This window comes from Nocardioides islandensis (assembly GCF_015352455.1).
Taxonomy (GTDB): Bacteria; Actinomycetota; Actinomycetes; order Propionibacteriales; family Nocardioidaceae; genus Nocardioides; species Nocardioides islandensis.
In genome coordinates this window covers 75,321-100,948 of record NZ_JADKPN010000003.1, presented here as the reverse complement: position 1 = coordinate 100,948, position 25,628 = coordinate 75,321, and the positions used below count along the sequence as shown (strand labels likewise).

21 protein-coding genes are annotated in these 25,628 nt (G+C 72.2%); 12 read left to right on the top strand and 9 right to left on the bottom strand.

The window, feature by feature from the left end:
• Positions 1–8: 8 nt before the first annotated feature.
• From proB to ISU07_RS07840, 8 genes are all read right to left on the bottom strand, one after another.
• Complete coding sequence (gene proB, locus ISU07_RS07875) at positions 9–1,118, bottom strand: glutamate 5-kinase (RefSeq protein WP_194706229.1); 1,110 nt, start codon at positions 1,116–1,118, stop codon at positions 9–11.
• Complete coding sequence (gene obgE, locus ISU07_RS07870) at positions 1,118–2,656, bottom strand: GTPase ObgE (protein ID WP_194706228.1); 1,539 nt, start codon at positions 2,654–2,656, stop codon at positions 1,118–1,120. The genes proB and obgE overlap by 1 nt, the downstream gene beginning before the upstream one ends.
• A gap of 111 nt (positions 2,657–2,767) precedes the next feature.
• Entirely contained in the window at positions 2,768–3,022 is a 255-nt protein-coding gene (gene rpmA, locus ISU07_RS07865; RefSeq protein WP_194706227.1) for a 50S ribosomal protein L27, read from the bottom strand.
• Between the two features lie 48 nt (positions 3,023–3,070).
• Positions 3,071–3,373, bottom strand: a complete 303-nt coding sequence (gene rplU, locus ISU07_RS07860; protein WP_194706414.1) for a 50S ribosomal protein L21 — start codon at positions 3,371–3,373, stop codon at positions 3,071–3,073.
• Positions 3,374–3,542: 169 nt separating this feature from the next.
• A complete protein-coding gene (locus tag ISU07_RS07855; protein ID WP_194706226.1) occupies positions 3,543–6,278 on the bottom strand; it encodes an Rne/Rng family ribonuclease in 2,736 nt (911 codons plus the stop codon).
• Between the two features lie 354 nt (positions 6,279–6,632).
• On the bottom strand, positions 6,633–7,346 hold the full coding sequence (locus ISU07_RS07850) for a TIGR03936 family radical SAM-associated protein (RefSeq protein WP_323742488.1): 714 nt from the start codon (positions 7,344–7,346) through the stop codon (positions 6,633–6,635).
• Between the two features lie 34 nt (positions 7,347–7,380).
• Positions 7,381–8,313, bottom strand: a complete 933-nt coding sequence (locus ISU07_RS07845; RefSeq protein ID WP_194706225.1) for an NAD-dependent epimerase/dehydratase family protein — start codon at positions 8,311–8,313, stop codon at positions 7,381–7,383.
• Positions 8,310–9,344 carry a glycosyltransferase gene (locus tag ISU07_RS07840; RefSeq protein ID WP_323742487.1) on the bottom strand — a complete coding sequence of 345 codons (1,035 nt, stop codon included), beginning with the start codon at positions 9,342–9,344 and terminating at the stop codon, positions 8,310–8,312. Before ISU07_RS07840 ends, ISU07_RS07845 begins: the two co-directional genes overlap by 4 nt.
• Positions 9,345–9,418: 74 nt before the next feature.
• Here ISU07_RS07840 and ISU07_RS07835 point away from each other — a divergent pair, with 74 nt between their 5' ends.
• The 8 genes from ISU07_RS07835 (at position 9,419) to ISU07_RS07800 (ending at position 18,196) form a co-directional block, all read left to right on the top strand.
• On the top strand, positions 9,419–11,176 hold the full coding sequence (locus tag ISU07_RS07835; RefSeq protein WP_194706224.1) for a hypothetical protein: 1,758 nt from the start codon (positions 9,419–9,421) through the stop codon (positions 11,174–11,176).
• Positions 11,177–11,336: 160 nt separating this feature from the next.
• Positions 11,337–12,542, top strand: coding sequence for a nucleotide sugar dehydrogenase (locus ISU07_RS07830; protein WP_194706223.1), 1,206 nt, complete (start codon positions 11,337–11,339; stop codon positions 12,540–12,542).
• Complete coding sequence (locus ISU07_RS07825; protein WP_194706222.1) at positions 12,539–13,300, top strand: glycosyltransferase family 2 protein; 762 nt, start codon at positions 12,539–12,541, stop codon at positions 13,298–13,300. The genes ISU07_RS07830 and ISU07_RS07825 overlap by 4 nt, the downstream gene beginning before the upstream one ends.
• Before the next feature lie 22 nt (positions 13,301–13,322).
• A complete protein-coding gene (locus tag ISU07_RS07820) occupies positions 13,323–14,393 on the top strand; it encodes an NAD-dependent epimerase/dehydratase family protein (protein ID WP_194706221.1) in 1,071 nt (356 codons plus the stop codon).
• 7 nt (positions 14,394–14,400) lie between these two features.
• A complete protein-coding gene (locus ISU07_RS07815; RefSeq protein ID WP_194706220.1) occupies positions 14,401–15,711 on the top strand; it encodes a hypothetical protein in 1,311 nt (436 codons plus the stop codon).
• A 262-nt stretch (positions 15,712–15,973) separates the two neighbouring features.
• Positions 15,974–16,774, top strand: a complete 801-nt coding sequence (locus ISU07_RS07810; RefSeq protein ID WP_194706219.1) for a glycosyltransferase family 2 protein — start codon at positions 15,974–15,976, stop codon at positions 16,772–16,774.
• On the top strand, positions 16,774–17,145 hold the full coding sequence (locus ISU07_RS07805) for a DUF2304 domain-containing protein (RefSeq protein WP_228521503.1): 372 nt from the start codon (positions 16,774–16,776) through the stop codon (positions 17,143–17,145). The genes ISU07_RS07810 and ISU07_RS07805 overlap by 1 nt, the downstream gene beginning before the upstream one ends.
• 10 nt (positions 17,146–17,155) lie before the next feature.
• A complete protein-coding gene (locus ISU07_RS07800) occupies positions 17,156–18,196 on the top strand; it encodes a glycosyltransferase family 2 protein (protein WP_194706217.1) in 1,041 nt (346 codons plus the stop codon).
• Here ISU07_RS07800 and ISU07_RS07795 read toward each other — a convergent pair.
• Positions 18,183–20,072 carry a DUF7657 domain-containing protein gene (locus ISU07_RS07795; protein ID WP_194706216.1) on the bottom strand — a complete coding sequence of 630 codons (1,890 nt, stop codon included), beginning with the start codon at positions 20,070–20,072 and terminating at the stop codon, positions 18,183–18,185. The genes ISU07_RS07800 and ISU07_RS07795 overlap by 14 nt on opposite strands.
• Positions 20,073–20,392: 320 nt before the next feature.
• Here ISU07_RS07795 and ISU07_RS07790 point away from each other — a divergent pair, with 320 nt between their 5' ends.
• From ISU07_RS07790 to ISU07_RS07775, 4 genes are read left to right on the top strand one after another with little or no spacing between them, the layout of a single operon-like run.
• Positions 20,393–21,766: a glycosyltransferase family protein gene (locus ISU07_RS07790; RefSeq protein WP_194706215.1), complete on the top strand. Its 1,374-nt coding sequence runs from the start codon at positions 20,393–20,395 to the stop codon at positions 21,764–21,766.
• 57 nt (positions 21,767–21,823) lie between these two features.
• The gene (locus ISU07_RS07785; RefSeq protein WP_194706214.1) at positions 21,824–22,417 is read left to right on the top strand and encodes a class I SAM-dependent methyltransferase; all 594 of its coding nucleotides are present in this window, start codon (positions 21,824–21,826) and stop codon (positions 22,415–22,417) included.
• A gap of 11 nt (positions 22,418–22,428) precedes the next feature.
• Positions 22,429–22,932, top strand: coding sequence for a hypothetical protein (locus ISU07_RS07780; RefSeq protein WP_194706213.1), 504 nt, complete (start codon positions 22,429–22,431; stop codon positions 22,930–22,932).
• Positions 22,925–25,576, top strand: coding sequence for a CDP-glycerol glycerophosphotransferase family protein (locus ISU07_RS07775; protein WP_194706212.1), 2,652 nt, complete (start codon positions 22,925–22,927; stop codon positions 25,574–25,576). The genes ISU07_RS07780 and ISU07_RS07775 overlap by 8 nt, the downstream gene beginning before the upstream one ends.
• Positions 25,577–25,628 lie beyond the last annotated feature (52 nt).

Below are 25,628 nucleotides of genomic sequence, written 5' to 3'. Positions count from 1 at the left end.
CGATTCAATCAGAGCAGCACGAGGTCGTCGCGGTGCACGACCTCGCGTTCGTACGCCGCCCCGAGCTCGCGCTTGAGCTCGTGCGACGAGCGGCCGAGCAGCGCCGGCAGCTCGGCCGAGTCGAAGTTCACCAGGCCGCGGGCCACCGCGACGCCGTCCGGGCCGGCCAGGTCGACCGGGTCGCCGGCCGCGAAGGTGCCGTCGACACCCGTGACGCCGGCGGCGAGCAGCGAGGCACGCCGCTCCACGACCGCGCGGACCGCGCCCGCGTCGAGCACCAGGCGCCCGCGCGGGTCCGTGGCGTGCGCCAGCCAGAGCAGGCGGGTGGGCCGGCGCCGGCCGGTGGAGTGGAAGAGCGTGCCGACCGGCTCACCCGCGAGGGCAGCCGCGGCGTTGCCCGCCGAGGTCAGCACCACGGGGATGCCGGCGCCGGTCGCGATGCGGGCCGACTCGACCTTGGTCACCATGCCACCGGAACCGAGACCGGCCGAGCCGGTGGAGCCGACGCGAACGGTGTCGAGGTCCTCCGCCGACCGCACGTCACCCAGGAGGGTGGCGGGGCCGGTGGCCGGGTTGCCGTCGTACAGGCCGTCCACGTCGCTGAGCAGCACCAGCAGGTCGGCGTGCACGAGGTGGGCGACCAGCGCGGCCAGCCGGTCGTTGTCGCCGAACCGGATCTCGGTCGTGGCGACCGTGTCGTTCTCGTTGACGATGGGCAGCACGCCCAGCTCGAGCAGCTTGGCGAAGGTCTGGTGGGCGTTGCGGTAGTGGGAGCGCCGCGTGACGTCGTCCACGGTCAGCAGCACCTGGCCGGCGACCACGCCGTGGCGCGCCAGCTCCTCGGTGTAGCGGTGCACGAGCAGCCCCTGGCCCACGGATGCCGCAGCCTGCTGGGCGGGCAGGGCGCGTGGCCGGCGCTTGAGCCCCAGCGGCGCCAGGCCCGCGGCGATGGCGCCGGACGAGACGAGCACGACCTCGCGGCCCGCGCGGCGTGCAGCGGCGAGGACGTCCACCAGGGCGGCCAGCCGCGCCGGGTCGATGCCACCGGCGGCGCTGGTCAGGGAGGAGGAGCCGACCTTCACCACGACGCGACGGGCGTCGCGGACCGCGGCCCTCATCAGTCGTCCTCGTCCACCCGGTCGGGGTCGTCCTTCGACCCGATCACGTACGACATCGGGCCGGTGTGTGTCTTGCGCTTCTCGTCGAGCCGGCGCGCGACGTCGGCGCGGGCCTCGGCCTCGCCACGCTCCGGCATCGCCTCGTCGATCTCGCGGCGGCGTCGCGCGGCCGGCCGCTTCTCCTCGAAGCGCTGGTCCTCGCCGCGGCGGCCGAGGATCTCGGCGCCGGCCTCGATGCTGGGCTTGAAGTCGAAGACGACGGCGTCGTCCGGGTGGCCGATGAGGACGGTGTCGCCCTCCTGGGCCCCCGACTCGACCAGCCGCTTCTCCACCCCGAGCCGGTTGAGGCGGTCGGCGAGGAAGCCCACGGCCTCGTCGTTGGCGAAGTCGGTCTGGCGCACCCAGCGCTCGGGCTTCTCGCCGCGCACCTGCCAGCCCTGGTCGGTGGCCGTCACCGAGAAGTCGTCCGCTCCGTCGGCCGACGCCGGCCGGATCACGATCCGCTGGGCCTCGACCACCGGCCGCGCGGCCCGGGCCGCCCGCACGATCTCGGCCATGGCGAAGGTGAGCTCCCGCAGGCCGGCGCCGCTGGCGGCGGACACCTTGAAGACCTGGAGGCCGCGCTCGTGCAGGTCGTCGACGACCATGTCGGCGATGTCGGACCCGTCGGGGACGTCGACCTTGTTGAGCGCGACCAGGCGGGGGCGGTCGTCGAGGCCGCCGTACCGGGACAGCTCGTTCTCGATGACGTCGAGGTCCTCGACCGGGTTGCGGCCGGGCTCGAGGGTGGCGGTGTCGATGACGTGCACGATGGCCGCGCAGCGCTCGACGTGGCGCAGGAAGTCGTGGCCGAGGCCGCGACCCTCGCTGGCGCCCTCGATGAGACCGGGCACGTCGGCGACGGTGAACGTCGTGTCGCCGGCCGTGACCACGCCGAGGTTCGGCACCAGCGTGGTGAAGGGGTAGTCGGCGATCTTGGGGCGGGCCCGGGAGATCGCGGCGATCAGGCTGGACTTGCCGGCGCTCGGGAACCCGACCAGCCCGATGTCGGCCACCACCTTGAGCTCGAGGCGGATCTGCAGCTCGGTCCCCCGCTCGCCGAGGAGGGCGAACCCGGGCGCCTTGCGCTTGCTGCTCGCGAGGGCCGCGTTGCCGAGGCCGCCCCGACCGCCCTGGGCGACGACGAGCTCGGTGCCGGGCCCGACCATGTCGGCGAGCACCTCACCGGTGCGAGCGTCGTGGACGACCGTGCCGTCCGGGACCGGCAGCACCAGGTCCTCCCCGTGGGCGCCGTTGCGGTGGCCGCCCGCACCCTGGGCCCCGTTGTCGGCCTTGCGACGCGGGCTGTGGTGGTACTCCAGGAGCGTGGTCACGTCCGGGTCGACGCGCAGGATGACCGAGCCGCCGGGCCCGCCGTTGCCGCCGTCGGGGCCACCCAGGGGCTTGAACTTCTCGCGGTGCACCGAGGCCACGCCGTTGCCGCCGCGCCCGGCGCTGACGTGCAGCGTCACGCGGTCGACGAAGGTGGGGACTGCCATGGTCAGGTACCGCCGATCGAGCTTGTGGAGCCGGGCTTGTCGAGGATGGGAAAAGACGAAGGGCGCCCCGGAACGGGACGCCCTTCGAGAGTCAGGAGGTGACGAGCGTCGTCACTCACCCGGGACGATGTTGATCACCCGGCGACCGCGGCGGGTGCCGAACTCGACCGCACCGTCGACCAGCGCGAACAGGGTGTCGTCACCGCCACGGCCCACACCGGTGCCTGGGTGGAAGTGGGTGCCCCGCTGGCGGACGATGATCTCGCCGGCGTTGACGACCTGGCCGCCGAAGCGCTTGACGCCGAGGCGCTGGCTGTTGGAGTCGCGACCGTTCTTGGTGGAGGCCGCACCCTTCTTGTGTGCCATGAGGATCAGTCCTTGATGTGCTGGGAGCCCGGAACGGACGAACGGGGCTCAGACGGAGATGTCGGTGACCTTGACCTGGGTGTACTTCTGGCGGTGACCCTGGCGCTTCTTGTAGCCGGTCTTGTTCTTGTACTTCTGGATGATGATCTTGGGACCCTTGGTGGCGCCGAGGACCTCGACCGTCACGCCCGCCTTGTCCAGGCCGGTGGCGGTGACCTTCTCGCCGTCCACGACCATCACGACGGGCAGGGTCAGCGTGTCGCCGACAGCGGTCGTGACCTTGTCGATCTCGATGACGTCGCCGACGGCAACCTTCTGCTGCTTGGCGCCTGCGCGCACGATCGCGTACACCGCGGTCTCCTTCGTCACTTACTGATCTGTCACAACTGATCTGGGGTGGGCCGCGAGCCAGCGCGAACGGCGCGCACGCGGCGTGGGCACGCGTCAACGCACCGAGGGTCCATCGTACGGACCGGCCCGACGCCGTGCAAAACGACAACCGCCAGGTCAGCCCCGCAGGTCAGCGCTTGCGCGAGCCCCGCTTCTTGATCGGGACGTGCAGCGGGGGGGCGGCGTGCTCGTCGTGGTCCCGGGCGTCGGCGTCGTCGACGGTGGGAGCGTCGGCGACCAGGACGGCGCCGGGGGTGTCCTCGGGCTCGGCCACGGTCACGACCGGCGGGCCGGCGGGTCGGCTGGCGGCCCGGCGGCGGGTCCGGGTGACGACCTTGGGCGGCTCCGGGGCGACGGGAGGCGCGGGCGGCTGCTCGTCCTCCGGCTCGTCGTCCGGCTCGTCCTCGGGCTCCTCGGCCTCGACCTCGGGGACCTCCACGTCGGGCGCCTCGGCGGCCACGACCTCCACCTCGGTGGCCTCCACCTCGGCCTCGGCCGACTCGACGTCGGACGGCCAGGGCTGGTCGCCCTGCTCGTCGTCCTGCTCGTCGTGCTCGTCGCCGGAGTCGTCGGGGTGCTCGTGGTGCTTGGCCATCGCGGCGACGTCCCTCGGCGAGGGTGCCGACGAGCGGCCGTTCCCGTTGCCGCTGCCCTGCTGCTCACCACCGCGACCACGGCCACGACGGCCGCGGCGGGCGCCGTCGTCCTCGACGCGGCGCGGCTCGACCGGTGCGTCCTCGACGATGAGACCGCGTCCGTGGCAGTGCTCGCACTCGTGGCTGAAGGACTCCAGCAGGCCGGTGCCGATCCGCTTGCGGGTCATCTGCACCAGACCGAGCGAGGTCACCTCGGCGACCTGGTGACGCGTGCGGTCGCGACCCAGGCACTCCACCAGCCGGCGCAGCACCAGGTCGCGGTTGGACTCCAGCACCATGTCGATGAAGTCGACGACGATGATGCCGCCGATGTCGCGCAGCCGGAGCTGGCGGACGATCTCCTCGGCCGCCTCCAGGTTGTTCTTGGTGACGGTCTCCTCGAGGTTGCCCCCGGAGCCGGTGAACTTGCCGGTGTTCACGTCGACGACGGTCATCGCCTCGGTGCGGTCGATGATCAGCGAGCCACCGGAGGGCAGCCACACCTTGCGGTCCAGGCCCTTGTGGATCTGCTCGTCGAGGCGGTACGCCGCGAACACGTCGCGCCCGTCGTGCTCGTCGGGGCGGTAGCGCTCGAGCCGGTCCTCGAGGTCCGGGGCGACGTGCTGGACGTAGCCCTGCACGGTCTCCCAGGCGTCGTCGCCCTCGATGACGAGCTTGGTGAAGTCCTCGGTGAACAGGTCCCGGACCACCTTGAGGGTCAGGTCCGGCTCGCCGTACAGCAGCTGTGGGGCACTGCCCTTGGCCTTCTTCTCGATGTCCTCCCAGCGGGCCTTGAGCCGCTCCACGTCACGGGTCAGCTCGTCCTCGCTGGCGCCCTCGGCGGCGGTGCGGACGATGACGCCCGCGGTGTCGGGGACGATCTCCTTGAGCAGTGTCTTGAGGCGGTTGCGCTCGGTGTCGGGCAGCTTGCGGGAGATGCCGGAGGTGGTGCCGTCCGGCACGTACACCAGGAAGCGGCCCGCCAGGCTGACCTGGCTGGTGAGGCGGGCGCCCTTGTGGCCGATCGGGTCCTTGGTGACCTGCACCAGGATCTGCTGACCGGAGCTGAGCACCGACTCGATCTTGCGCGGCTGGCCCTCGGGGTGCCCGAGCGCGGACCAGTTGACCTCGCCGGCGTACAGCACGGCGTTGCGGCCCTTGCCGATGTCGACGAACGCCGCCTCCATGGAGGGCAGGACGTTCTGCACGCGGCCGAGGTACACGTTGCCGATCAGCGAGGTCTGCGACTCGCGGGCGACGTAGTGCTCGACGAGGACCTTGTCCTCGAGCACGCCGATCTGGGTGAGGTCCTCGCGCTGGCGGACCACCATGACCCGCTCGACCGACTCGCGGCGGGCGAGGAACTCCGCCTCGCTGACGATCGGCGCGCGGCGGCGGCCGGCCTCGCGGCCCTCACGGCGCCGCTGCTTCTTGGCCTCCAGGCGGGTGGAGCCGGAGACCGCGGTGATCTCGTCCTCGGCGCTGCGGCCGCGGCGTACGCGGGTGACGGTGTTCTGCGGGTCGTCCGGGGTGCCGTCGCCCGAGTCGTCGCCGGCACGGCGGCGGCGACGACGGCGACGCGAGGTGGTGCTGTCCCCCGCCGACTCGGCGCTCTCGTCGGATTGGTCGGCCTCGGGCTCGCCGTCGGTCTGCTCGTCGTCGCCACCCTCGGCGGAGTCGGTGGACTTGCGGCGGCGGCGGCCGCCACGGCGACGACGCCGGCGCCCCGCGGTGCCCTCGTCGCCACCGTCGTCGGCTGACTCGACTGACTCACCGGGCTCGGCTGCGGGCGCCTCCTCGGCTGGGGTCTCCTCGTCGGCGGGCGGCGCGGCGGCGGCCTTCTTGCGGCTGCGGCGCGCGGGCTTGGCCTCGGGCACCTGGAAGAGCGGGACGGCGCCGGGCGCCGACTCCTCGCCTGCCGGGGCGTCCCCGGCGGGGGCCTCGTCGACCGGGGTCGCGACGGCCTTCTTGCGCGTGCGCTTCGGCTTGGCCGGAGCCTCGTCCGCGGCGGGCTCGGCGCTGGGTTCGGCGCTGGGCTCCACGCTGGGCTCCACGGTCGCCGTGGCGGTGGCCTTCTTCGCCGCGGTCTTCTTGGCGGCGGTCTTCTTGGCCGCGGCCTTCTTCGCCGGCGCCCTCTTGGCGGCCTTCTTCGGCTTCTCGGCGGGCTCGTCGGTCGACGAGACGGCCTGAGCGGCTTCGTCGACGGTGGGGGTGTCGTCGCTGTCGAGCATGTGGTGCTCTCCTCCGCCCGGTGCGGCGCACCGCTCCGGGTCGTGTATGGCCCCACCACCCGCATCCTCAGGGCGGCGGAGCAAAGTCTGGTACGGCGGCGACACCCTCCGCGGTGTGCGTCACGGGAGTCCGGCCGTTCACCTGCCGCGGTCGCCGGGCCGTCACTCGAGGAGCGCCTGTCACCCGCTCCCCACGGCCGCGTCGCGGTCTGGCGACGAACGGTTCCCGGTGTGCCGACCCCGTCGAGCAGCGGCGGGTCCGGCGAGAACGTCGTCGGGTCGATCCGGCTGCAGGAGCCCGGGTCGGCCGCGGCCAGTATCGCACAGCCGGACCACCCTCCGGCCATTCATGGACTATCCGAGCGGGTCCCCGACCTCGCCGGTCGCCTCGTCGAGGGGTCCCTGGCGCAGCCGCGTGACCAGCGGCGGCGTGTCCGGCCGGAGGCCCGCGACCTCGCCGAGACCGGTGAGCACGTCGTCGGGACGGACGGCCGGGACGGTGTGGCGCAGCGTCAGGTCCAGCTCGGTGCCGCCCTGCTCCCGTTCCCGCGCGGTGAGCGCCACGACGGCGGCCCGACAGTCGAAGGTGCGCATCCCCTTCTTCGTCATCCGCTCCACGGGGACCGCGTCGACGGCGAGAAAGTCGGTCACCGCCGCCTGCGTGTCGGCGGGAGGCGCGTCGACGACGAGCAGCCAGCGGCTCGCGACCAACCGGTCCGCGAGCGCCCCGGGTGCCGCCTCGACGACCTCGAGCACGTCGAGCCCGTCGGGGAGGGCCTCGTCGAGGGCACGGCGTACGTCGTCGGCGTCGATGACCTGGGCCAGCGCGATCTCCAAGTACTCGGCCTCGCTCGCCGCCCCGGTCGGCGCGGCGCCGGCGTAGGAGATGCGCGGGTGGGGGTTGAAGCCCGAGGAGTACGCCATCGGGATGCGGGCCCGGAACACCGCCCGCTCGAAGGCGCGGCTGAAGTCGCGGTGGCTGGTGAACCGCAGCCGGCCGCGCTTGGCGTAGCGGATCCGCAGCCGCTGCACGGGCGGAGCCTGCTGGTGGGGGGGCGCGTCGGGCACCGCCCCACGCTACCGACGCGGGGTCCGAGCCTCGTCAGAGGCGCCCGGCGCGCTGGACGGCCCGCAGGTGCGCGGTGGTGGCCAGGGCGCCGACCCCCAGAGGCGTGAGCTGGCGCCGGTCCAGCTCGGGCCACACCCGCGACCGCAGCCTCAGGTCGCGCGCCTGGAGGGCGGCCTGCGGCGACGAGCCCAGGACGACCTGCGGGCTGCGCTTGAACATGCGGCGCAGCTCGGCCAGGATCCGGCCCACCGTCAGGTGCTGGTGCGAGGCCAGGATCTTGGTCACCACCGTCCCTGCGGGCAGGTCTTCCTCGTGCAGGCGTCGCAGCACGTCGCGCACCAGCTCGCCGCAGTCCGGTGCGTAGAGGTAGTCGCGCATCGTGTCGAGGGGGACGTAGATCGAGATCGGCGTGCGGAGCAGGTGCGCCCGGATGATCTGCGAGATCAGGCCCTGCGGCTTCTCCAGCCCCTGGCCCGGTCCGTAGAGGTTGGCGATCCGCCCGACCACGACCCGGCCACCGGTCTCCGCCGCCCAGGTGCGGGTCCGCGACTCCATCTCGACCTTCACCCAGCCGTACTCCGAGATCGGCGCGACGGGCGTGTGCTCGTCGAAGGGCGGCGCCTGGGCGCCGGCGTACAGCGCCCCGGCCGAGGAGGCGAGGAAGAACGTGCCCGGCCGCGGGCCCCGCAGTCCGTCCAGGAGGGCGTCGAGGTACTGGAGCTCCCGATCAAGGTGGTCGCGACCCGAGGCCGTGACCCCGGCCCCCGCACACCAGGCGACCTGCCAGGGCCGGTCGCCCGCGACCGCGAGGAGCTCCTGCGCCCCGCCACGGAGCTGGTCCACGGCCTGGCCGGGGTCCGACCACGCGATCGGCGCGGCCGGCGCCCACAGAGGGGAGTCGCGCTCGAGCGCCCGGGCGACGCAGCCGCCCAGCAGCCCGCCCGCCCCGACCACCCAGGAGATCATCGCCGGCTGTCGCGGAGCGGTGCGTCGTTCAGTCTGCGTCCGAGCGGCCCGCGTTCCGGGTCGGTGGCGATCAGGTACGGCGGCTTGCCCATCGCCATGCTGACGGCCACGCCGACGTACTCGGCGATCACCCCGAGGGCGAAGAGCACCATGCCGGTGCCCACGAGCACGGCGACCATCGTGGACGTCCACCCCTGGACGACCTGGTCCGTGGTCAGCCGCGTCAACGTGTAGTACGCCGCCAGCACGAAGCCGAGCACGGCGAAGACCACGCCGGTCACGCTGACCAGCCGGAGCGTGCGGGTGCCCGACGAGAGGACCAGCCGCCAGAAGTGCGACAGGAGACGCCGGAAGGAGTACCCGGAGGCCCGTCCTTCCTGGCGGAGCCGCACCGGACACCGAGCCGACCGGTCGGCGACCCACCCGATCGCGACGTCCAGGTAGACACCGGAGCCGGCGTAGGCGGCGACGCTGCGCCCGAGCTCGCCGAGGACGAGTCGATAGCTCTCGAACGACGGGACCTGGCCACTGGACAGCACCCGGACGAACAGCCACTTGGCAGCCTTCGAGGCGGCGTTGCGGACCGGGCCGTGCGGCGGCGGGTTGGTCGGCTCGGCGTACACGAGGGGGGCGTGCTCGGCCATGGCGACGTCGAGCATGCGCGGCAGGTCGGCCGGGTCGTGCTGACCGTCCTCGTCCATGGTGACGATCCAGTCGCCACCGGAGGACGCCATGCCGGCCAGCGTCGCCGCGTGCTGGCCGAAGTTGCGGCTCAGCCAGATCGGGCGCACCACGGACTGCTCCTCGGCCAGCCGGCGGATCACCTCGGCCGAGCCGTCCGGCCCGTGGTCGAAGACGAGGAGCACCTCGCTGACCTCGAACCGATGGCCGCCCGGCGTCCGGGCGTCGTGGCCCAACGCCAGCAGCTCCTGGACGAGGACCTCGAGCGTCTTCTCGCCCTGGTAGACCGGGATGACGACGGAGACCGTGTGGGTCGCCACCGGGGGTGGGTCCTCCGACGCGTGCGACACGCGGCGAGGGTACCTGAGCAGACGGACCGCTCTCGGCGACGGTCCGCACGCGGTGATGCTGCATCATGCACCGAATGAGCCCGCTCTCCAGATCTCGGCGCGTGCAGGCACAGAGTGAGGACACCGAGGCCGAACCGTCCCGTGCGCCCGCCGGATCGCGCCGACGCATCGGCCTCCCGACCCGCCCGTGGCTCCAGTTCGTGGTGGCCTTCGGACTCCTGTCACTGCTGCTCGTGGTCGTGCGCGGCAACCAGCTGTGGACCACCCAGCTGTTCAACCCCGACGAGGCCGAGCTGATGGCGGAAGGACGAGGTGCTGCCCAGGACCTCTTCCCGTACAGCGGCTACACGAGCAGCACCCACCTCTTCCTCTGGCCCTTCACGCTCGGCGTGCTCGACCGGGTCGGCGTGCCGCTGACCGTCGTCACGGCGCACGTCATCGGAGGCATCTCCTACGTGATGCTCGGCGCGACGGGGTGGTTCCTGATGATGCGCCGGATCGGCGGTCTCCGCGCCGCCTTCCTCGTGCTCCCGACCACTGCCGTGCTGCTGCTCGGCTACCAGCCCAGCACGAGCGACTACCTCTCGATGACGAGCGAGTCGCTGCCGGTCGTGATCCTCTGCGTCGCCGCCCTGGTGATGCTCGGGCCGAGCCGACCCCTCGGCCAGTGGCGCCTGGTCGCCGGCAGCCTCGTAGCCGGGCTCGCCATGTGGGGCAAGCCCCAGAGCGGGCCGGTGGCCGTGGCCCTCGTGGGCGCGTGCATCTTCGTGGCCTGCGTCGAGAGACAGCAGGCGGCGAGTGACACGTCGTCGGGCGCCGTACTCCGTTCCGTCGTGCGGTCGGCGGCGCTGGCCGTCGCGGCCTTCGCCACGCCCACGATCGTCTTCCTGCTCCTCATGCAGCTGGGCGGCACCCTGGACGACTTCGCACGCGAGCCACTCACCTACATGTGGGACTACACCGCTCACCGCGAGGCTCGTGAGGGAATCGTCGCTCCGGCGCTCCCGGAGCGGCTCCAGGGTGTCGCCGGCTTCGCGACGGCGTTCCCCTTCGCCGCGGCGTGGACGCTGGGGGGCCTGCTCGCCATGTCGGGGCTGTCCGAGGTCCGGTCGCGCCTGCTTCGTGCCCTGGCACTCGCGGCGTTCCTGCTACCCCTGGCTGCCGCGGTCACGTGCCTGCTCCCGATCTACCCGCTGTTCCCGCACTACGCCAACTTCTTGTACGCCGGCTGCCTCCTGGCCAGCTGCGTGGCCGCGAGGCTGGTCGCACCCGGCCAGACCCCGGCCCACCCGCGGTGGATCGAGGGCACGTACTTCGCCGTCGCGTCCACGATCGTGCTGATGCTCATGGTGGCCGTCGTCCCGGGCAACATCAGCGACCTGGCCGGACAGGGTCGTCGCGCCCTGACCGGGGGCGGACTGTCCTTCGCGAACGAGGTGGACCTGGACGCGACGCCGCTCGCGACGGACTGCCCGGCCGGCAGCCGGGTGCTCACCTGGGGCTGGGCGTCGGAGCTCTACCTCTCCTACGACTGGGTCCCGGCAAGCCGCTACGTGAACTCGACCTGGATGATCAACCCCACCGCGCACCAGGCGGAGTACGGCAGGATCCTGGTGCGCGAGCTGGAGGCGAACCCGCCGGACTGCATCGTCGAGGCGCTGGGGCCGGCGTTCTTCTCCGCGATCGATCCGGCCAACACCCTGGCCAACGTGGTCCCGGGCGCCTCGTCCCTGCTGGACTCCTGCTACACGCCGTCCGCGGCCCAGACGTTCGACGGCCGGGCGGTCACGCTCTACCTGCGCACGTCCGAGTGCTCCGGTCGTCGCGCGTAGCGGCGAGGCGTCGCACTGCCCTCCGGCGGGAGCGGGAGGGCGTCGTGGCACGTCGGCGATTGGGGTCGACGAGACGGATCTGACCTAGACTCCCAGCGCATCTGTCCAGCGTGCCGACCTGCCTCAGGACGAGCGCACATGTGAGCGAAGAGGACCACGCGTGCCTGTTTCACCCGACTTCACCTACGACGTCGTAGTGGTCGGTGGCTGCGGCCACGTGGGCCTGCCGCTGGCCGTCGCCTTCGCCTCCCGCGGGCTCAAGGTCGCCATCCACGACATCGACGCCCGCGCGGTCGAGCTCGTCAGCTCGGGCCGCCTGCCGTTCCGCGAGGACGGCGCCGAAGAGGTGCTCGCCAAGGCGATCGCCGACGACAAGCTGTACGTCACCACGGACGCGAACGTCCTCTCCGAGGCCGAGGCCGTGGTCGTCGTCATCGGCACGCCGGTCGACGAGCACCTCAACCCCGACCCGCGCGCGGTCAAGCGCGCGCTGCTCAGCAGCATGTCGCACTTCCGCGACGGCCAGCTGCTCGTGCTGCGCAGCACCGTGTACCCCGGTGTCACCCGCGGCGTGGAGCACATGTTCGAGGAGTCCGGCGTCAACGTCGACGTGGCCTTCTGCCCCGAGCGCATCGCCGAGGGCAAGGCCATGGAGGAGCTCTTCTCGCTTCCCCAGATCGTGTCCGGGCGCACGACCCGGGCCCGCGACCGCGCGGCGTCGCTGTTCAAGAACCTCACCGACTCGACGGTGGAGCTCGAGCCCGAGGAGGCCGAGCTCGCCAAGCTGTTCACGAACACCTGGCGCTACATCAAGTTCGCCGCGGCCAACCAGTTCTACATCATGGCCAACGACCACGGCCTGGACTTCGACAAGATCCGCAAGGCGCTGGCCTACGACTACCCGCGCGCTGCGGACATGCCCGGCGCAGGGCTCGCCGCGGGGCCGTGCCTCTTCAAGGACACCATGCAGCTGGCCGCGTTCACCGACAACTCGTTCCAGCTGGGCCACGCCGCGATGCTGGTCAACGAGGGCCTCCCGCTCTACATCGTGTCCCAGCTCGAGCGCACCCACGACCTGAGCACCAAGACCGTCGGCATCCTCGGCATGGCGTTCAAGGGGGAGAGCGACGACATCCGCTCGTCGCTGTCCTACAAGCTCAAGCGGATCCTGGAGTTCCGGGCCGGCGACGTGCTGTGCACCGACCCGTACGTCACGGTGGACCCGACGCTGAAGCCCCTCGAGACCGTCCTGGAGCAGAGCGACATCCTCATCCTGGCCGCGCCCCACCGGGCCTACCGCGACCTGGTGACCGACAAGCCGGTCGCCGACGTGTGGAACTTCCTCGGACGGGGCAGCACGCTGTGACCCTCGCCGTCTCCGTCGTCATCCCGGCGTACAACGAGGGCGACGCGATCATCCCGGTGCTGGACCGGATGTTCGACGCGGTCGAGCTCGAGTGCGAGGTCCTCGTCGTCGTCGACTTCGAGGAGGACTCCACCGTCCCGGTGCTCCAGGCGTACGCCGAGAAGGAGCCGCGGCTCACCACCCTGGTCAACACCTACGGCCGCGGGCCGGCGTACGCCATCCGCTACGGCATCGACCACGCCCGTCACTCGGCCGTCGTGGTGACGATGGCCGACGGCAGCGACGACCCGCGCCAGATCGACGACCTCGCGCGGCTCATCGACCGCGGTGTCGTCGTCGCCGCGGCGTCCCGCTACTCCCCCGGCGGCCAGCAGGTCGGCGGACCGATGGTCAAGGGGATGCTGTCGCGCACCGCGGGACTGTCACTGAGCCGGCTGGGACGCGTCGGGACGCACGACGCCACCAACAGCTTCAAGGCGTACTCGACCGACTTCATCCGCGAGGTCGGCATCGACAGCCAGACCGGCTTCGAGATCGGGCTCGAGCTCACCGCCAAGGCGCGGCGGCTGCGTCGGCCGGTGGCCGAGATCTCCACGATCTGGCTGGACCGGACGGACGGGGACTCCAACTTCGAGCTGAAGGCGTGGATCCCCAAGTACCTGCGCTGGTACCGCTTCGCGTTCGGGCCGCGCCTCTCCGTCGAGGAGCTGAAGCGCCAGAGCGCCGCGATCGCCGCACGCAACTCCACCTCCAAGTAGACGAACGGAACACGCAGATCACATGACTGAGACAACCCCAGGGACAAGCACCGGGACGACCGCGAGCAAGGGCAAGGTCCTCGTCTCCGGCTCCGCCGGCTTCATCGGCGGGTACGTCGTCGAGGAGCTGCTGGGCCGTGGCTACTCCGTGGTCGGCATCGACAACTACTCGAAGTACGGGCCGGTCGAGAAGTCCTACGACAACCACCCGGACTACTACTTCGTCGAGGACGACGTCCGCAACGTCGACGTGATGAAGAAGCTGTTGTCGGACTGCGACCACCTGATCGCCGGCGCCGCACTCATCGGCGGCATCTCCTACTTCCACGCCTACGCCTACGACCTGCTGGCCACCAACGAGCGGATCATGGCCTCGCAGTGCGACGCCGCCATCGAGGCGCACCAGCACGGCAAGCTGAAGAAGGTCACCTACCTCTCCAGCTCGATGGTGTTCGAGTCCACCGAGCACTGGCCGTCGAAGGAGGGCGACGAGCGGAAGATCCCGCCGCCGCTCTCGTCGTACGGCTTCCAGAAGCTGGCCGTCGAGTACTTCGCCAAGGCCGCGTGGGAACAGTACGAGCTGCCGTACACGATCGTGCGCCCGTTCAACTGCGTCGGCATCGGCGAGGGACGCGCGCTCGGCGACGTCGAGATCGACTCGGGCAACGTCAAGCTGGCCATGAGCCACGTGGTGCCCGACCTGGTGCAGAAGATCGTCAAGGGGCAGGACCCGCTCCACATCCTCGGCGAGGGCAACCAGATCCGGCACTACACCTACGGTGGCGACCTCGCGCGCGGCATCGTCGAGTGCATGGAGCAGGACGCCGCGTTCAACAACGACTTCAACATCTCCACCCCGGAGTCGACGTCGGTGCGCGAGCTCGCGGAGGTGATCTGGCGCAAGATCAAGGGCCCGGACGTGCCGCTGCGGATCGTCAGCGACCCGGCCTACGAGTACGACGTGCAGAAGCGCGTGCCGGACGTCACCAAGGCGCGCGAGGTGCTCGGCTTCGAGTGCACCACGACCCTCGACGACATGCTCGACGAGGTCATCCCGTGGGTCACGCAGGCCGTGGCCGACGGGAAGCTCTGACCGGTCGATGACGACGCACCCGCTGCGGCAGCAGCTCGTGCGACGTCGCGGCGCCGTGCTCCTGCTCGTCCTGTACCTGGCGTGCTCGGCGGTCGGGGTCGGCCTGGTGATGCACCACTACCCGTACCCGTCACCCATCGACGAGGTCGTCCACTTCGACTACATCCACGACTTCCCGCACGTGCCGGTCAACGGCGAGACGATCTCGCCCGAGGGGCTCGACGAGTGGGCCTGCCGCACGATGGGGCCGGAGTACCCGCTGAGGGTGCCCGACTGCGGCGGCCCCTACGTCGCGAAGAAGTTCCCCGGAGACGGCTTCTCGACCGCGGGCAGCACGCCGCCGCTCTACTACGGCGTCACCGCCGTGATCGCGCGACCGGTCGTGAAGGTGACGCCCTGGTCGCTGTGGGACGTGTCCCGCGCGATCGGAGCCCTGTGGCTGACCGCGCTGATGGTGGTGATCCACCTGCTGGCCCGCCGGCTCGGCGTCCCGACCGCGACGGCCGCGGCCGCGGCCGTGTTCACGGGGCTCTCACCGACGGTCGTGGCCTCGGCCGGGACCATGGGCCCAGACACCGCGACCGCCGTCACCAGCGGGCTGGCCATGATCGCCGCCCTCACGTACGACGGGTCGCGACGGCGGCTGCTGCTCCTGCTCGGCGCCGTGGCCCTCGCCGCGGTCACCAAGTTCACCGCGTTCGCCGCCGTGGGCGCGGTGATCGTCTACCTGGTCGTGCGCCCGCTGCTCGCCCGCGACCCCGAACAGCGCCGGCTCCGGCCTGGCCTGCTCGCGGCGGCCGGCTGCCTGGCGGTGTTCGGCGTGATCTCGTTCGTCTGGGGCCTGCGCTTCCAGAGGTCGGGGCTGGTCGACCCCGACACCATCCCGATCAACGTCCTGCTGCACGCGGACAAGGTCGACTGGGGCGCCATCTGGGAGCAGATGCTCTACACCTTCTTCAGCCCCGGCACGGGCAACTGGCAGCCCGGCTTCCTGGCCGACGGCACCAACTCGTTCGTGGTGACCGTGACGTCCGGGGTCTTCGCCGCCGGCGTCCTGGTGGCCGCACTGGCCCTGCGCAACCGCCCCCGCGTGAGCGCCCTCGGCCTGGGCCTGCTGGTCATGGTGCTCGTCAGCCCGTTCCTGCTGGTCGCGCTCAACTTCTACGCCAACCACCTCTACTTCCAGCTGTCTCCGCGCTACGGCTACGCCCTGCTGCCCGGGATCGCCGCCGTGACGGCCTGGGCCTTCCGGGCCCCCGCGCACGGCCGCGCACTCCTCCTCCTGGCCGCCCTGTCGATCGTCAACCTCCTCACGTGAGCCCGGTTGTTCAACCAACCGGGGCGGGTCACCGCAGCGGGTGGTGGCTCTTCCACCACCCTCCCGTGACCGGACCGCGAGCGGCGGAGCGAGGAGGTCCCGCCGCCGTGGTGGGTCTGGCGGCTCGTCGTGAGGGACGAGCGACGAGTGGGTAGGCGGCGGGATCTCCTCGTGCAGCCGCCGGCGACCATGGTCCCAAGCCCGCCGCAGGCGACCCCGACGATGCCGGGGCGGAGGCCTCGCAGTTGTTAGCATGCGCCCCATGCCACCGACCCCGCCTGCGCGGGTGCTGGTCATCGTCCCCGCGTGGAACGAGCAGGACTCGGTCGTCGCCACGATCAACGAGATCCGGACCACCAACCCCTCGATCGACGTGCTCGTCATCGACGACGGCTCGCTCGACGCCACCGCGCAGCGCGCGGCCGCCGCGGGCGCCCTGGTCTGCCGGCTGCCCTTCAACCTCGGTGTCGGTGGCGCGATGCGCGCCGGCTTCCGCTACGCCCAGCGCCACGACTACGACGTCGCCGTGCAGGTGGACGCCGACGGCCAGCACGACCCCAGCTACCTGCCCACACTCGTCGCCGCACTGGACGACGCCGACGTCGTGATCGGCTCCCGGTTCGCCGGGCCGGACGCGACGTACACCGTGCGCGGCCCGCGCCGCTGGGCGATGGTGCTGCTGGGCCGGGTGCTCAGCCGCCTGGCGCACACGACCGTCAACGACGCCACGTCCGGCTTCCGGGCGGCCGACCGGCGGGCCATCGGCGTCTTCGCGGCGCACTACCCCGCGGAGTACCTCGGCGACACCGTCGAGTCCCTCGTCATCGCGCTGCGCACCGGCTGCACCATCCGCCAGGTGCCCGTGCAGATGCGGCCGCGGACCGCCGGCACGGCCAGCGCCTCACCCGTCCGCGCCGCGATCTACCTGTTCCGCGCCGTCGTGGCGCTGACCCTCGCCCTGGTACGCCGCTGGCCGACGCAGGTGGCTGCGAACGAACCGGTCGGGCAGGCCGTGGACACCACGGTGACGCTGCCTGCGGGCCAATCGGTCGGGAGGCCGTGATGGGCGCCAACCTTCTCGGCCTCGCCATGGCGGTGGCCATCCTGGTCACGCTCTTCGAGATGCTGCGCCGGCACCGGCTGCGCGAGAAGTACGCCCTCATCTGGTTCCTGATCGCGCTGGCCGCCGTCGTGGTCGCGGTGTTCCCGGGCCTGCTCGGCTGGGCCACCGACCTGCTCGGCCTGAGCCTCCCCTCGAACCTCCTCTTCTTCGTCGCCTCCGTCGTCCTGCTCCTGCTCACGCTCCAGCACAGCTACGAGCTCGGCCGTCTCGAGGAGCGCACCCGGACCCTGGCCGAAGAAGTCGGCCTGCTGCGCCTGGAGATCCAGCGCGCCACCGGCGAGGACGACACCGAGGTGCAGCAGGCACGATGAGCCCCACCCCATGACGGGGCCGCGGGTCACGGCGGTCGTCCTCGCCTACGGCGCCGAACCGGTCCTCGGCGAGTGCGTCCACGCCCTCCTCGACTCGGCCGGTGCGGACGTCGACGTGGTGCTCGTCGACAACGGCTGCACCACCGACGCGGTCGAGCGGCTGCGCGACGTCACCGGCGTCACCGTGGTCACGCCGGGCACCAACACCGGGTTCGCCGGCGGCTGCAACCTCGGCGCCCGCCACGCCGAGTCGCCCGTGCTCGCGTTCGTGAACGGCGACGCCGTCGTCCGGCCCGGGGCCCTGCGCGCCCTGGCCGACGCGCTCGAGGACGAGACGGTCGGCCTGGCGAGCGGCTCGCTGCGCCTCTACGACGAGCCGGACGTGATGAACTCCGCCGGCAACCCGGTCCACTTCACGGGGCTCAGCTGGGCCGGCGGGCTGGGCGAGCCGGCCGCCGACCACGCGACGCCGCAGGACGTGGCGTCCGCGACCGGCGCCGCGACCGCCGTGCGCGCCGACCGGTTCGCCGAGCTCGGTGGCTTCTGCGAGCCGATGTTCGCCTACTGCGAGGACGCCGAGCTGTCGCTGCGCACCTGGCAGCACGGCTGGCGGGTGCGTTACGTGCCCGACGCCGTGGTGCTGCACCGCTACGAGTTCTCCCGCAACCCCCTCAAGAGCTACCTGCTGGAGCGCAACCGGCTCTTCCTGGTCGCGACGCTGTACGAGCGCCGTACCCTCCTCGTGCTGCTCCCGGTGCTGGTCGCGCTGGACGCCGCCGTCGCCCTCGTGGCACTGCGGCAGGGGTGGTTCCGCGAGAAGGCGCGCGGCTGGTGGTGGCTGCTCCAGCATCGTGGTGAGGTCGCCGGGCGGCGACGGCTGGTGCAGGAGTCCCGTCGCGTGCCCGACCGGGAGGTGCTGCGGCTGCTCACCGGCGACTTCGCACCGGGAGAGTCGACCGGACTGGCCGCGCCGGCCCCGCTCCGCGTCGCGTCGCGGGGCTACTGGGCCGTCGCGCGCCGCGTGCTGCGCGTGAGCGTCACCCGTCCCTGACCAGCTCGTAGACGTACCGCGGCTGCCCGTTCCAGGTGAGCGTGTCGATCTCCCGGACGCACCTGCTGTGCATGACGTAGGGCGTCAGCACGTGGGTGACGCCGAGGGAGGTCTCCGCCAGCCGGCACGGCAGGATCGCGATCGAGATGAGGGCCGGACCGGGCGCGCTGATGACGGCCAGGGCGTCCTCCGGCGAGCCCTCGGGCAGCGTGAACGCCATCAGCACGTAGCTGACGCCACGGTTCCACGCCTCCTCGTAGGTGTGGTCGGGGTCGAGCTGCTCCCAGCGGGACACCACCGGACCCGTCCGTTGGTACCCGGTGACGGTCGGGACGCCGTTCGCCGCGAGGAGCGCGGTGTCCTCCGGCACGACGGCGACCCAGCGGCTCCCGTCGGCTTCCGCCGCGACGGCGTAGGCGTGCATCTTGTGGGCTGCCTCCGAGCCGCGCAGGTCGCCGAGCCCGAACACCACGGGGTTCGCGTTGTAACCGGCCACCACCAGCAGGGCGGTCGTGGCGGCCACCGGCCAGGCCCGTCGCGGCCAGCGGGTCAGGCACCAGACCAGGGCGGCCACGGCGGCCACGCTGACCCACACCTGCACGAGACCCAAGCTCGGGAGGGTGCGCTGGAGGTCGCTGACGCCGTACGCCGTCACGGCGAAGCAGAGCACGGCGGCGTAGCCGGCCTGTCGTGCGGTGCCGGCCTCCAGGCGCGACAGCACGAGGCAGAGCATGAGCGCGGCGGGGTAGCCGGCCGTCTGGGCCGCCCGGATCGACTGGAGGGCGTTCAGGAGCGGCACGTGCTCGCCGACGACCCCCCAGGACACGGCCGCCCACGAGGTGATGACCACCGTCAGGACGGCCAGGCTCGTGACGGCCGCCCACTGCGGACGCGTCGCCGCACGGCGGGCCGCCGACCACACGACGGCAGCCCACACGCCGCAGACCAGGAAGGCCGAGGAGATCTCGCTCTGGTTGTTCAGCACCGGGAAGGGGTCGTCCTCGAGGTCGCCGAGCCCGGGCGCCCCGAAGAGCAGGAAGGGTGGCTGCGGCTGCCCGGTCACCCGGCGCAGGCCGGGGTAGACGGTGGTGAGCTCGGCGTGCAACGCCGCCCAGTTCTCCCAGAGCACCCCCGCGAAGACGGCCACCGCGATCACCGCGCCGACGCCGATCGTCGTCAGGGAGACCCGCCGGTCGGCCCGCTCGCGGACCAGGTACCAGCCGGATGCGAGCACCAGCGGGACGCCGATGGTCAGGGACCACGGGACGTAGAAGCTGGCCAGCCTCGCCAGGCACAGTCCCCCGATCCCCGCGAGCAGCACGCCCACGAGGTGGCGACGGGCCGCGAGCTGGTCCCGGGCGAGGAACAGCAGGTAGCAGCCGGCGGCGGCGAAGCCCAGGATGCGGATCGGGGTGAAGGACCACCACAGGGTGGCCGGCGCCAGGAAGCAGAGTGCGACGCCGAGCCAGGACATCGGCCGCGTCGCCCCCAGGCGACGCAGCAGACGCGGCAGGGTGAGGAACAGCAGCAGCCACGGGAACGCCGAGTACGCCGCGAAGAGCATCGCGTCCGGCAGCCACGCGCCCAGCCGCAGCAGGTTGCCGTCGAAGAACAGCACGGAGCTGAACCCGCCGCCCGAGGAGATCTGGTCGACCAGGTCGGGCGCCTGGCTGAGGTACGGCGCCTGCGCCGCGCCGTGGACCAGCGTCTCCAGCGCGATGGGGGTCTGGGTGAGCCACTCGTCCTCCCGGATGGGCAGCGGTGTGCCCCACTGGTGGGCGAGAGGGGTCGCGGGGTCCTGCCGCAGCTGGCCCAGCGACGAGGTGGTGGCGCCGGTCAGGGTGACGACGGCATAGCCCAGGAGCGGCAGGGCCACCTCGAAGGTGTCGGCCCACGAACCGCGCCACCGCCACGACCGCCGACGGCCCTGGACCCGACCCGGGACGTGGACCGCCTCGTCGTCCGGGGCCGGCGCCGTGTTGGTGTCGATGAGGTGCTCCTGGGTCCCCGAGGCGGTGTGAACGCGGGTCAGGCTAACGCAGCGATCGAGCCGCCCCGCGCACCCCGGACCCGGCGGTCGACCGGCCCGGATCCGGTTCCCCGAGGCTGCGCTGGATCCGTCTCGAGCCGGCCCGCACGTTATGCTCTCGCCGCCTCACCACCCCGGTGCGGGCCGCACGGGGGACTCGGAGGACCATGACCACGCACCGCCCATCGACGCGGATGACGGCCGTGTGGGCCATCCTCGCCTTCGCGGTCACCGTGGCCGTCGCCCTGCTCGGCGTGTCGAAGGCACCGGGCAGCCCGTTCGACGAGGCGGCGCACCTCGACTACGTCGCCAAGCTGTCCCACGGGCACATGCCGAAGGTCTACGAGCAGTACGGCCAGGACGTCCTCGGCGAGCTGGCGTGCGACAACCCGCGGGGCGAGGCGTGGGCCGGCCTGGAGCCGTGCGGCTCGAAGCACTACACGCCCGGACTCGCGCCGTGGGGCGGCCTGAGCACCGCCACCAACTACGCCCCCACCTACTACGCGCTGACCGCCGTGCCCTACCGCGTCTGCGACGTGACGACGTCGCTGCACCCGCGGGTGTGCGGCCGGGTGGCCAACACCCTGTGGCTCGGCGCCGCGTCCGTCGGGTTCTTCCTGCTGATGATGCTGCTCGGCTGCGCGGTCCTGCCGGCGCTGCTGGTGTCGGTCGGCACCTCGCTGATGCCGGCCGTCCTGCTCCAGGGCATCACCGTCAACCCGGACGCCGCGGTGCAGGCGTTCGCCGCCTGGCTCGCCGTCCTGGCCGTGTGGATGGCCACGCGGTCGCGCATCGGGCACTGGAAGCAGGTGCTCCTCATGGGTCTGGCCGGCGTGTTCACGGTGACGGCCAAGGAGACCACGCTGGTCTCCTTCTCCGTGGTGATGCTGATGCTGGCCTTCCTGCTCAGCCACGGGCGGCCGCGAGCCGACCAGGTACGCCGGTGGGCCGCGATCGCCGGGACCGTCGCCGTCGTCGTGCTGGTGGCCGCGCTGAGCCGCATCCTCCAGCCCGACCTCCGTGGGGTCGGCGGTGTGAACACCCTCGAGGAGCTGAGCAAGGTCCCGGCGGACGTGATCGACGACGGAGCGCTCGGAGCCTTCGGTGCGTCCATGGCGCCGTTCACCGGGCTGGTCTGGGGACCGCTGGCCGGGCCGTACCTCTTCGCCGTCAGCGCCGCGATGACCGCGATCACCTGGGGCCTGGCCCTGCAGATCCGGCTGCCGCGACGCCTGGTCCGCACGGCCCAGGAGCCGGCCCCCGTGCCCAGCGACGGCGTCGTGGTGGAGAAGACCCCGGGCGAGGGCGCCTTCCCCGTCCTGGCCATCGCGCTGAGCTGGATACTGCCGGCGGCGCTCATCGTCCTGACCTGGCTATCCTCGCGGGCCGTGCCGTACCAGCAGCGCTACTACATGGCCACGGCCGCGCTCCTGCTCGTCATGGGCACCGCCACCACGACCAACCCCTGGCTGCGCTGGCTGTCGGCGGGCGTGCTGGCGCTGACCAGCGCCATGGTCGTCCAGTCCCTGCTCACCGCTTAGGGTGGTCATGCCACCTCCAGGCTCCGACCAGACATCTGCGGGGAGAACCACCACGTCATGAGTGACGACACCACGTCCGAGGCCTACGCCCAGCGCCTCCAGCAGCGCGAGGGCGCGCGCTGGAAGCAGCTGCTCGACGTGCAGCGGCCCTACCGCTGGAACCTGCGCCGCCTCGGGCTGGGCCGCACCCTCGACGTCGGCTGCGGCATCGGCCGCAACCTCACCACCCTCCCCTCGGGCAGCCTCGGCGTCGACCACAACCCGAGCTCGATCGCGGTCGCCCAGTCCCGGGGGCTCGACGCCGTCACCACCGACGAGTTCGACGCCCGCCACCCCCAGCCGCCGGCCCAGCCGGAGTACGACAGCCTCCTCCTGTCCCACGTCCTGGAGCACATGACCCGCGACGAGGGCATCGGGCTGCTCGAGCGCTACCTCCCGTTCGTGCGGCGCACCGTCGCGGTGATCTGCCCGCAGGAGCGCGGGTACACCACCGACGCGACCCACGTGACCTTCCTCGACGGCCGCGACATCGCCGGCATGCTCGAGCAGGTCGGGCTGCGCACCCGCTCGGTGCGCTCCTTCCCGTTCCCGCGGTTCGCCGGCAAGGCGTTCACCTACAACGAGACGGTCGTGCTGGCCGACCGGCCGTGAGCGGGCCGTCGATGGGACCCGAGGACGAGGCCGAGCTGCGCGAGGCGCTGCGGCTCGCGCGTCGCGAGCTCAAGCTCGCCCGTGGCCGCCAGGAGGTCGCCGAGGAGGCGATCCAGCGGGTACGTCGCCAGCGTGCCGCCCTCCGCCGGCAGGTCCGGTCGAGCACCGACGCACTGGCCCGGCTGCTGTCGGAGCGCTACTGGGCCGAGCAGCCGAGCGGACTGGCCGCGCGGCTGCGTCCTGGCGGCGACGGGGCCGGGGCGGAGCGCGCCCGGGTGGCCGCCGTGGAGGCCAGCGGGCTGTTCGACGGCGGCTGGTACCTGCGGCACCGGCCCGACGCCGTACGCGACCTCGTCTCGCCCGCCCTCCACTACGTCCGCATCACCGACAACAGCGCCGATCCGGGGCCGGACTTCGACACCCAGGCGTATCTCGAGGACCACCCGGAGGCGCGCGGAAGCGACCTTCCGGCCCTCCTGCACCACCTCGGCCACGACCCCGGCGCCCGTGGCTGACCCGGCCCTCGAGACCGCCGCGTTCCGGGTGCGGTGGCTGGCGTTCGTGCGGGGCTGGACCGCGGAGCCCGACCCGCAGCGCCGGCGGGCGCTCATCGACCGGGTGCTGTCCGAAGGGCTCGACGCGGGGATCTCCGAGAGCGGCGCCGACCCGCGCGACGACGCCGCCGACGCCTTGGTGGACCCCGCCGACCGGATGGCGTGCGAGCACGACCTGGTCGCCGCCAGCGCCATCTTCAACGACTACGGCTACATGTGGCACAGCCGGGAGCTGCACTGGCAGTTCTGCGGCCACCACGAGGGGCTGCGCCACTTCATCCGGTTCGGCTGGAAGGAGCTGCGCAACCCGTCCCTCGACTTCGACGTCTGGTGGTACTGGACGACGTACCTCGACCCGGCCGGCGAGGACGTCAACCCGCTCGTGCACTACCTCGCCGAGGGCCGGCTCCAGGGGCTCGAGCCCCTGCCGCCGGTGCTGCCGGTCCGCGAGGTGCCGCCGGCCGTCGAGCGACCGCGTCGCGCGTGCCTGCTGGCGGGCTTCGACGGCGACGGCATGGTCGACGACTACGTGGTCGAGTACGTCGCCGAGCTGAGCCGGCACGCCGACGTCTTCTACCTGGCCGACTGCTCGCTCGAGGAGGGCGAGCTGGACAAGCTGGCGCCGTACACGAAGGGCCGCTGGGCGATCCGGCACGGCCGCTACGACTTCGGCTCCTACGCGATGCTGGCCCGCGACCTGGTCGGGTGGGACACGCTCGCGGAGTACGACGAGGTGCTGCTGACCAACGACAGCAGCTACCTGCTGCGTCCGCTCGACGAGGTCTTCGCGACGATGGACGCCCGCCCCGCGCACTGGTGGGGGCTCCAGGCCACCGACGACCACTTCCGGCCCGGCGACCAGGAGCGGCTCGGGCGGCGACTCCGGGTGACCGACCTGGTCACCGAGTCGCGCGAGCGCCGGCCCTGGCGCATGTCCGACTCGTTCCACGTCGGCTCCTACTTCATGGTGCTGCGCTCGGAGGTGCTGGCCGATCCCGAGCTGCGTCGACGGCTGGAGACGGTGGCGCGCCAGTCGGACAAGAACTCGATCATCCGCAAGTACGAGATCGGCATCTCCTCCTACCTGACGCTGGCCGGGTACCACGTCGAGACGTTCATCGACGGCGTGCTGCCGTTCCACCCGATCTACCGCGAGTCGGTCTTCGAGCTGATCGAGGAGGGCTTCCCGTTCATCAAGCGGCAGTTCCTCCACGAGAACCCCTTCCACGTCGTCGACCTCCACCGCTGGAAGAAGCGCGTGCTGGCCCTGACCCCGGGCGCGGACGTGGACGCGATGGAGCGCAACCTGTGGCGGGTCTCGCCGTCGTTCAACCTCAACCGCGCCCTGTCGGTCCGGAGGCTGCCCGGCGTCTGGTTCCACCGCGAGGAGCTCATCGGTCCGGACAACTTCGACGACCTCGAGCGGTTCGTGCCCCGCTTCGACCACTGGTGGGTCTTCCCGGTCGACCCCCGCACCGGTCGGGTCGGCGGGCACCTGCGCGCCGTGTTCGAGGCGGTCCGCCACGACCCGACGATCAAGAAGGTGATCATCGGGCCGACCGAGAACCCCGGCATCGGTGGCGCCAACGTGGCCGCCGTCCTCGCCGAGAGCCAGGGCGCCCAGTGGTACCTGCTGCGGGCCGGCGTGATCTTCGTCAACGAGGGACCCCGCGCAGACGTCGCACACCCGCTCCAGCCGCGCAAGCACCGGTTCGTGGACGTCGGGCACACGACCGCCCTGCTTGCGTTCGGCAACGGGCTGCCCCGCGAGGCGGACGAGGTGTCGCAGCTCCGCCTCCGCGAACGGCTCCACGACCTGGACCTCACGCGCCTGGTGTGCGCCTCCTCGGAGCGGCAGTCCATGGCCCTGGCGCCGCAGGTGCTGTCCCCGCACTCACCCAAGCGCCGGGTCACCGGCTCCCCGCGCGCGGACCTCCTGCTCCGGCCCGAGGAGGCCCTCGCCCCCGACCTGCGCGCCCAGCTCGACCTCCTGCGTCGTGCCCGCGCGGGACGCCGTCTGGTCGTCTGGGCGCCGGCCGACAGGGACACCAGTCCGGTCCCTCGGCTCGACGCCGAGCAGCTCAGGTGGCTGCGCGACCGCGCCGCCGAGCACGGCGCCGTGGTCGGCGTCCGGCCCCCGCGCCGTGAGCGGCCGAGCGACCCGGTGCTCGGGCTCGATCTTGCCGAGGTACGGGAGGCGGGCCTGCTCGTCCTGTCGCACCGCGTGCTGCCCGACACCGAGATGGTCCTGCGCTCGGCCGACGCCCTCGTCGGCGACTACACCGACGACCTGATCGACTACCTGGTGCTGGACCGTCCCGTGGCGGCGTACGCCCCCGACCTCGAGGAGGTCACCGCCTTCCCGGGCCTGGTCCACGACCTCGCCGACGTCGTGCCCGGACCGGTGCTCCGCACCTGGGACGAGCTGCGGGCGTCGTTCGACGGCCTGCTCGCCGAGCCCTCCGCCGAGCAGCGGGCTCGCCACGCGCGCGTGCGCGACGAGCTCCACCGGTACGTCGACGGCCGCTCCGCCGCCCGGGTCGTCCGCCTGGTCCAGGAGAGGTACCTGCCGATCGAGGAGTGGCTGGCGGAAGCCGCGACGTAGTCGCGGCGTGCGGTCCTCCCCAGGGTTGTCTGTGGTTGCGGTTCTGGGGTCG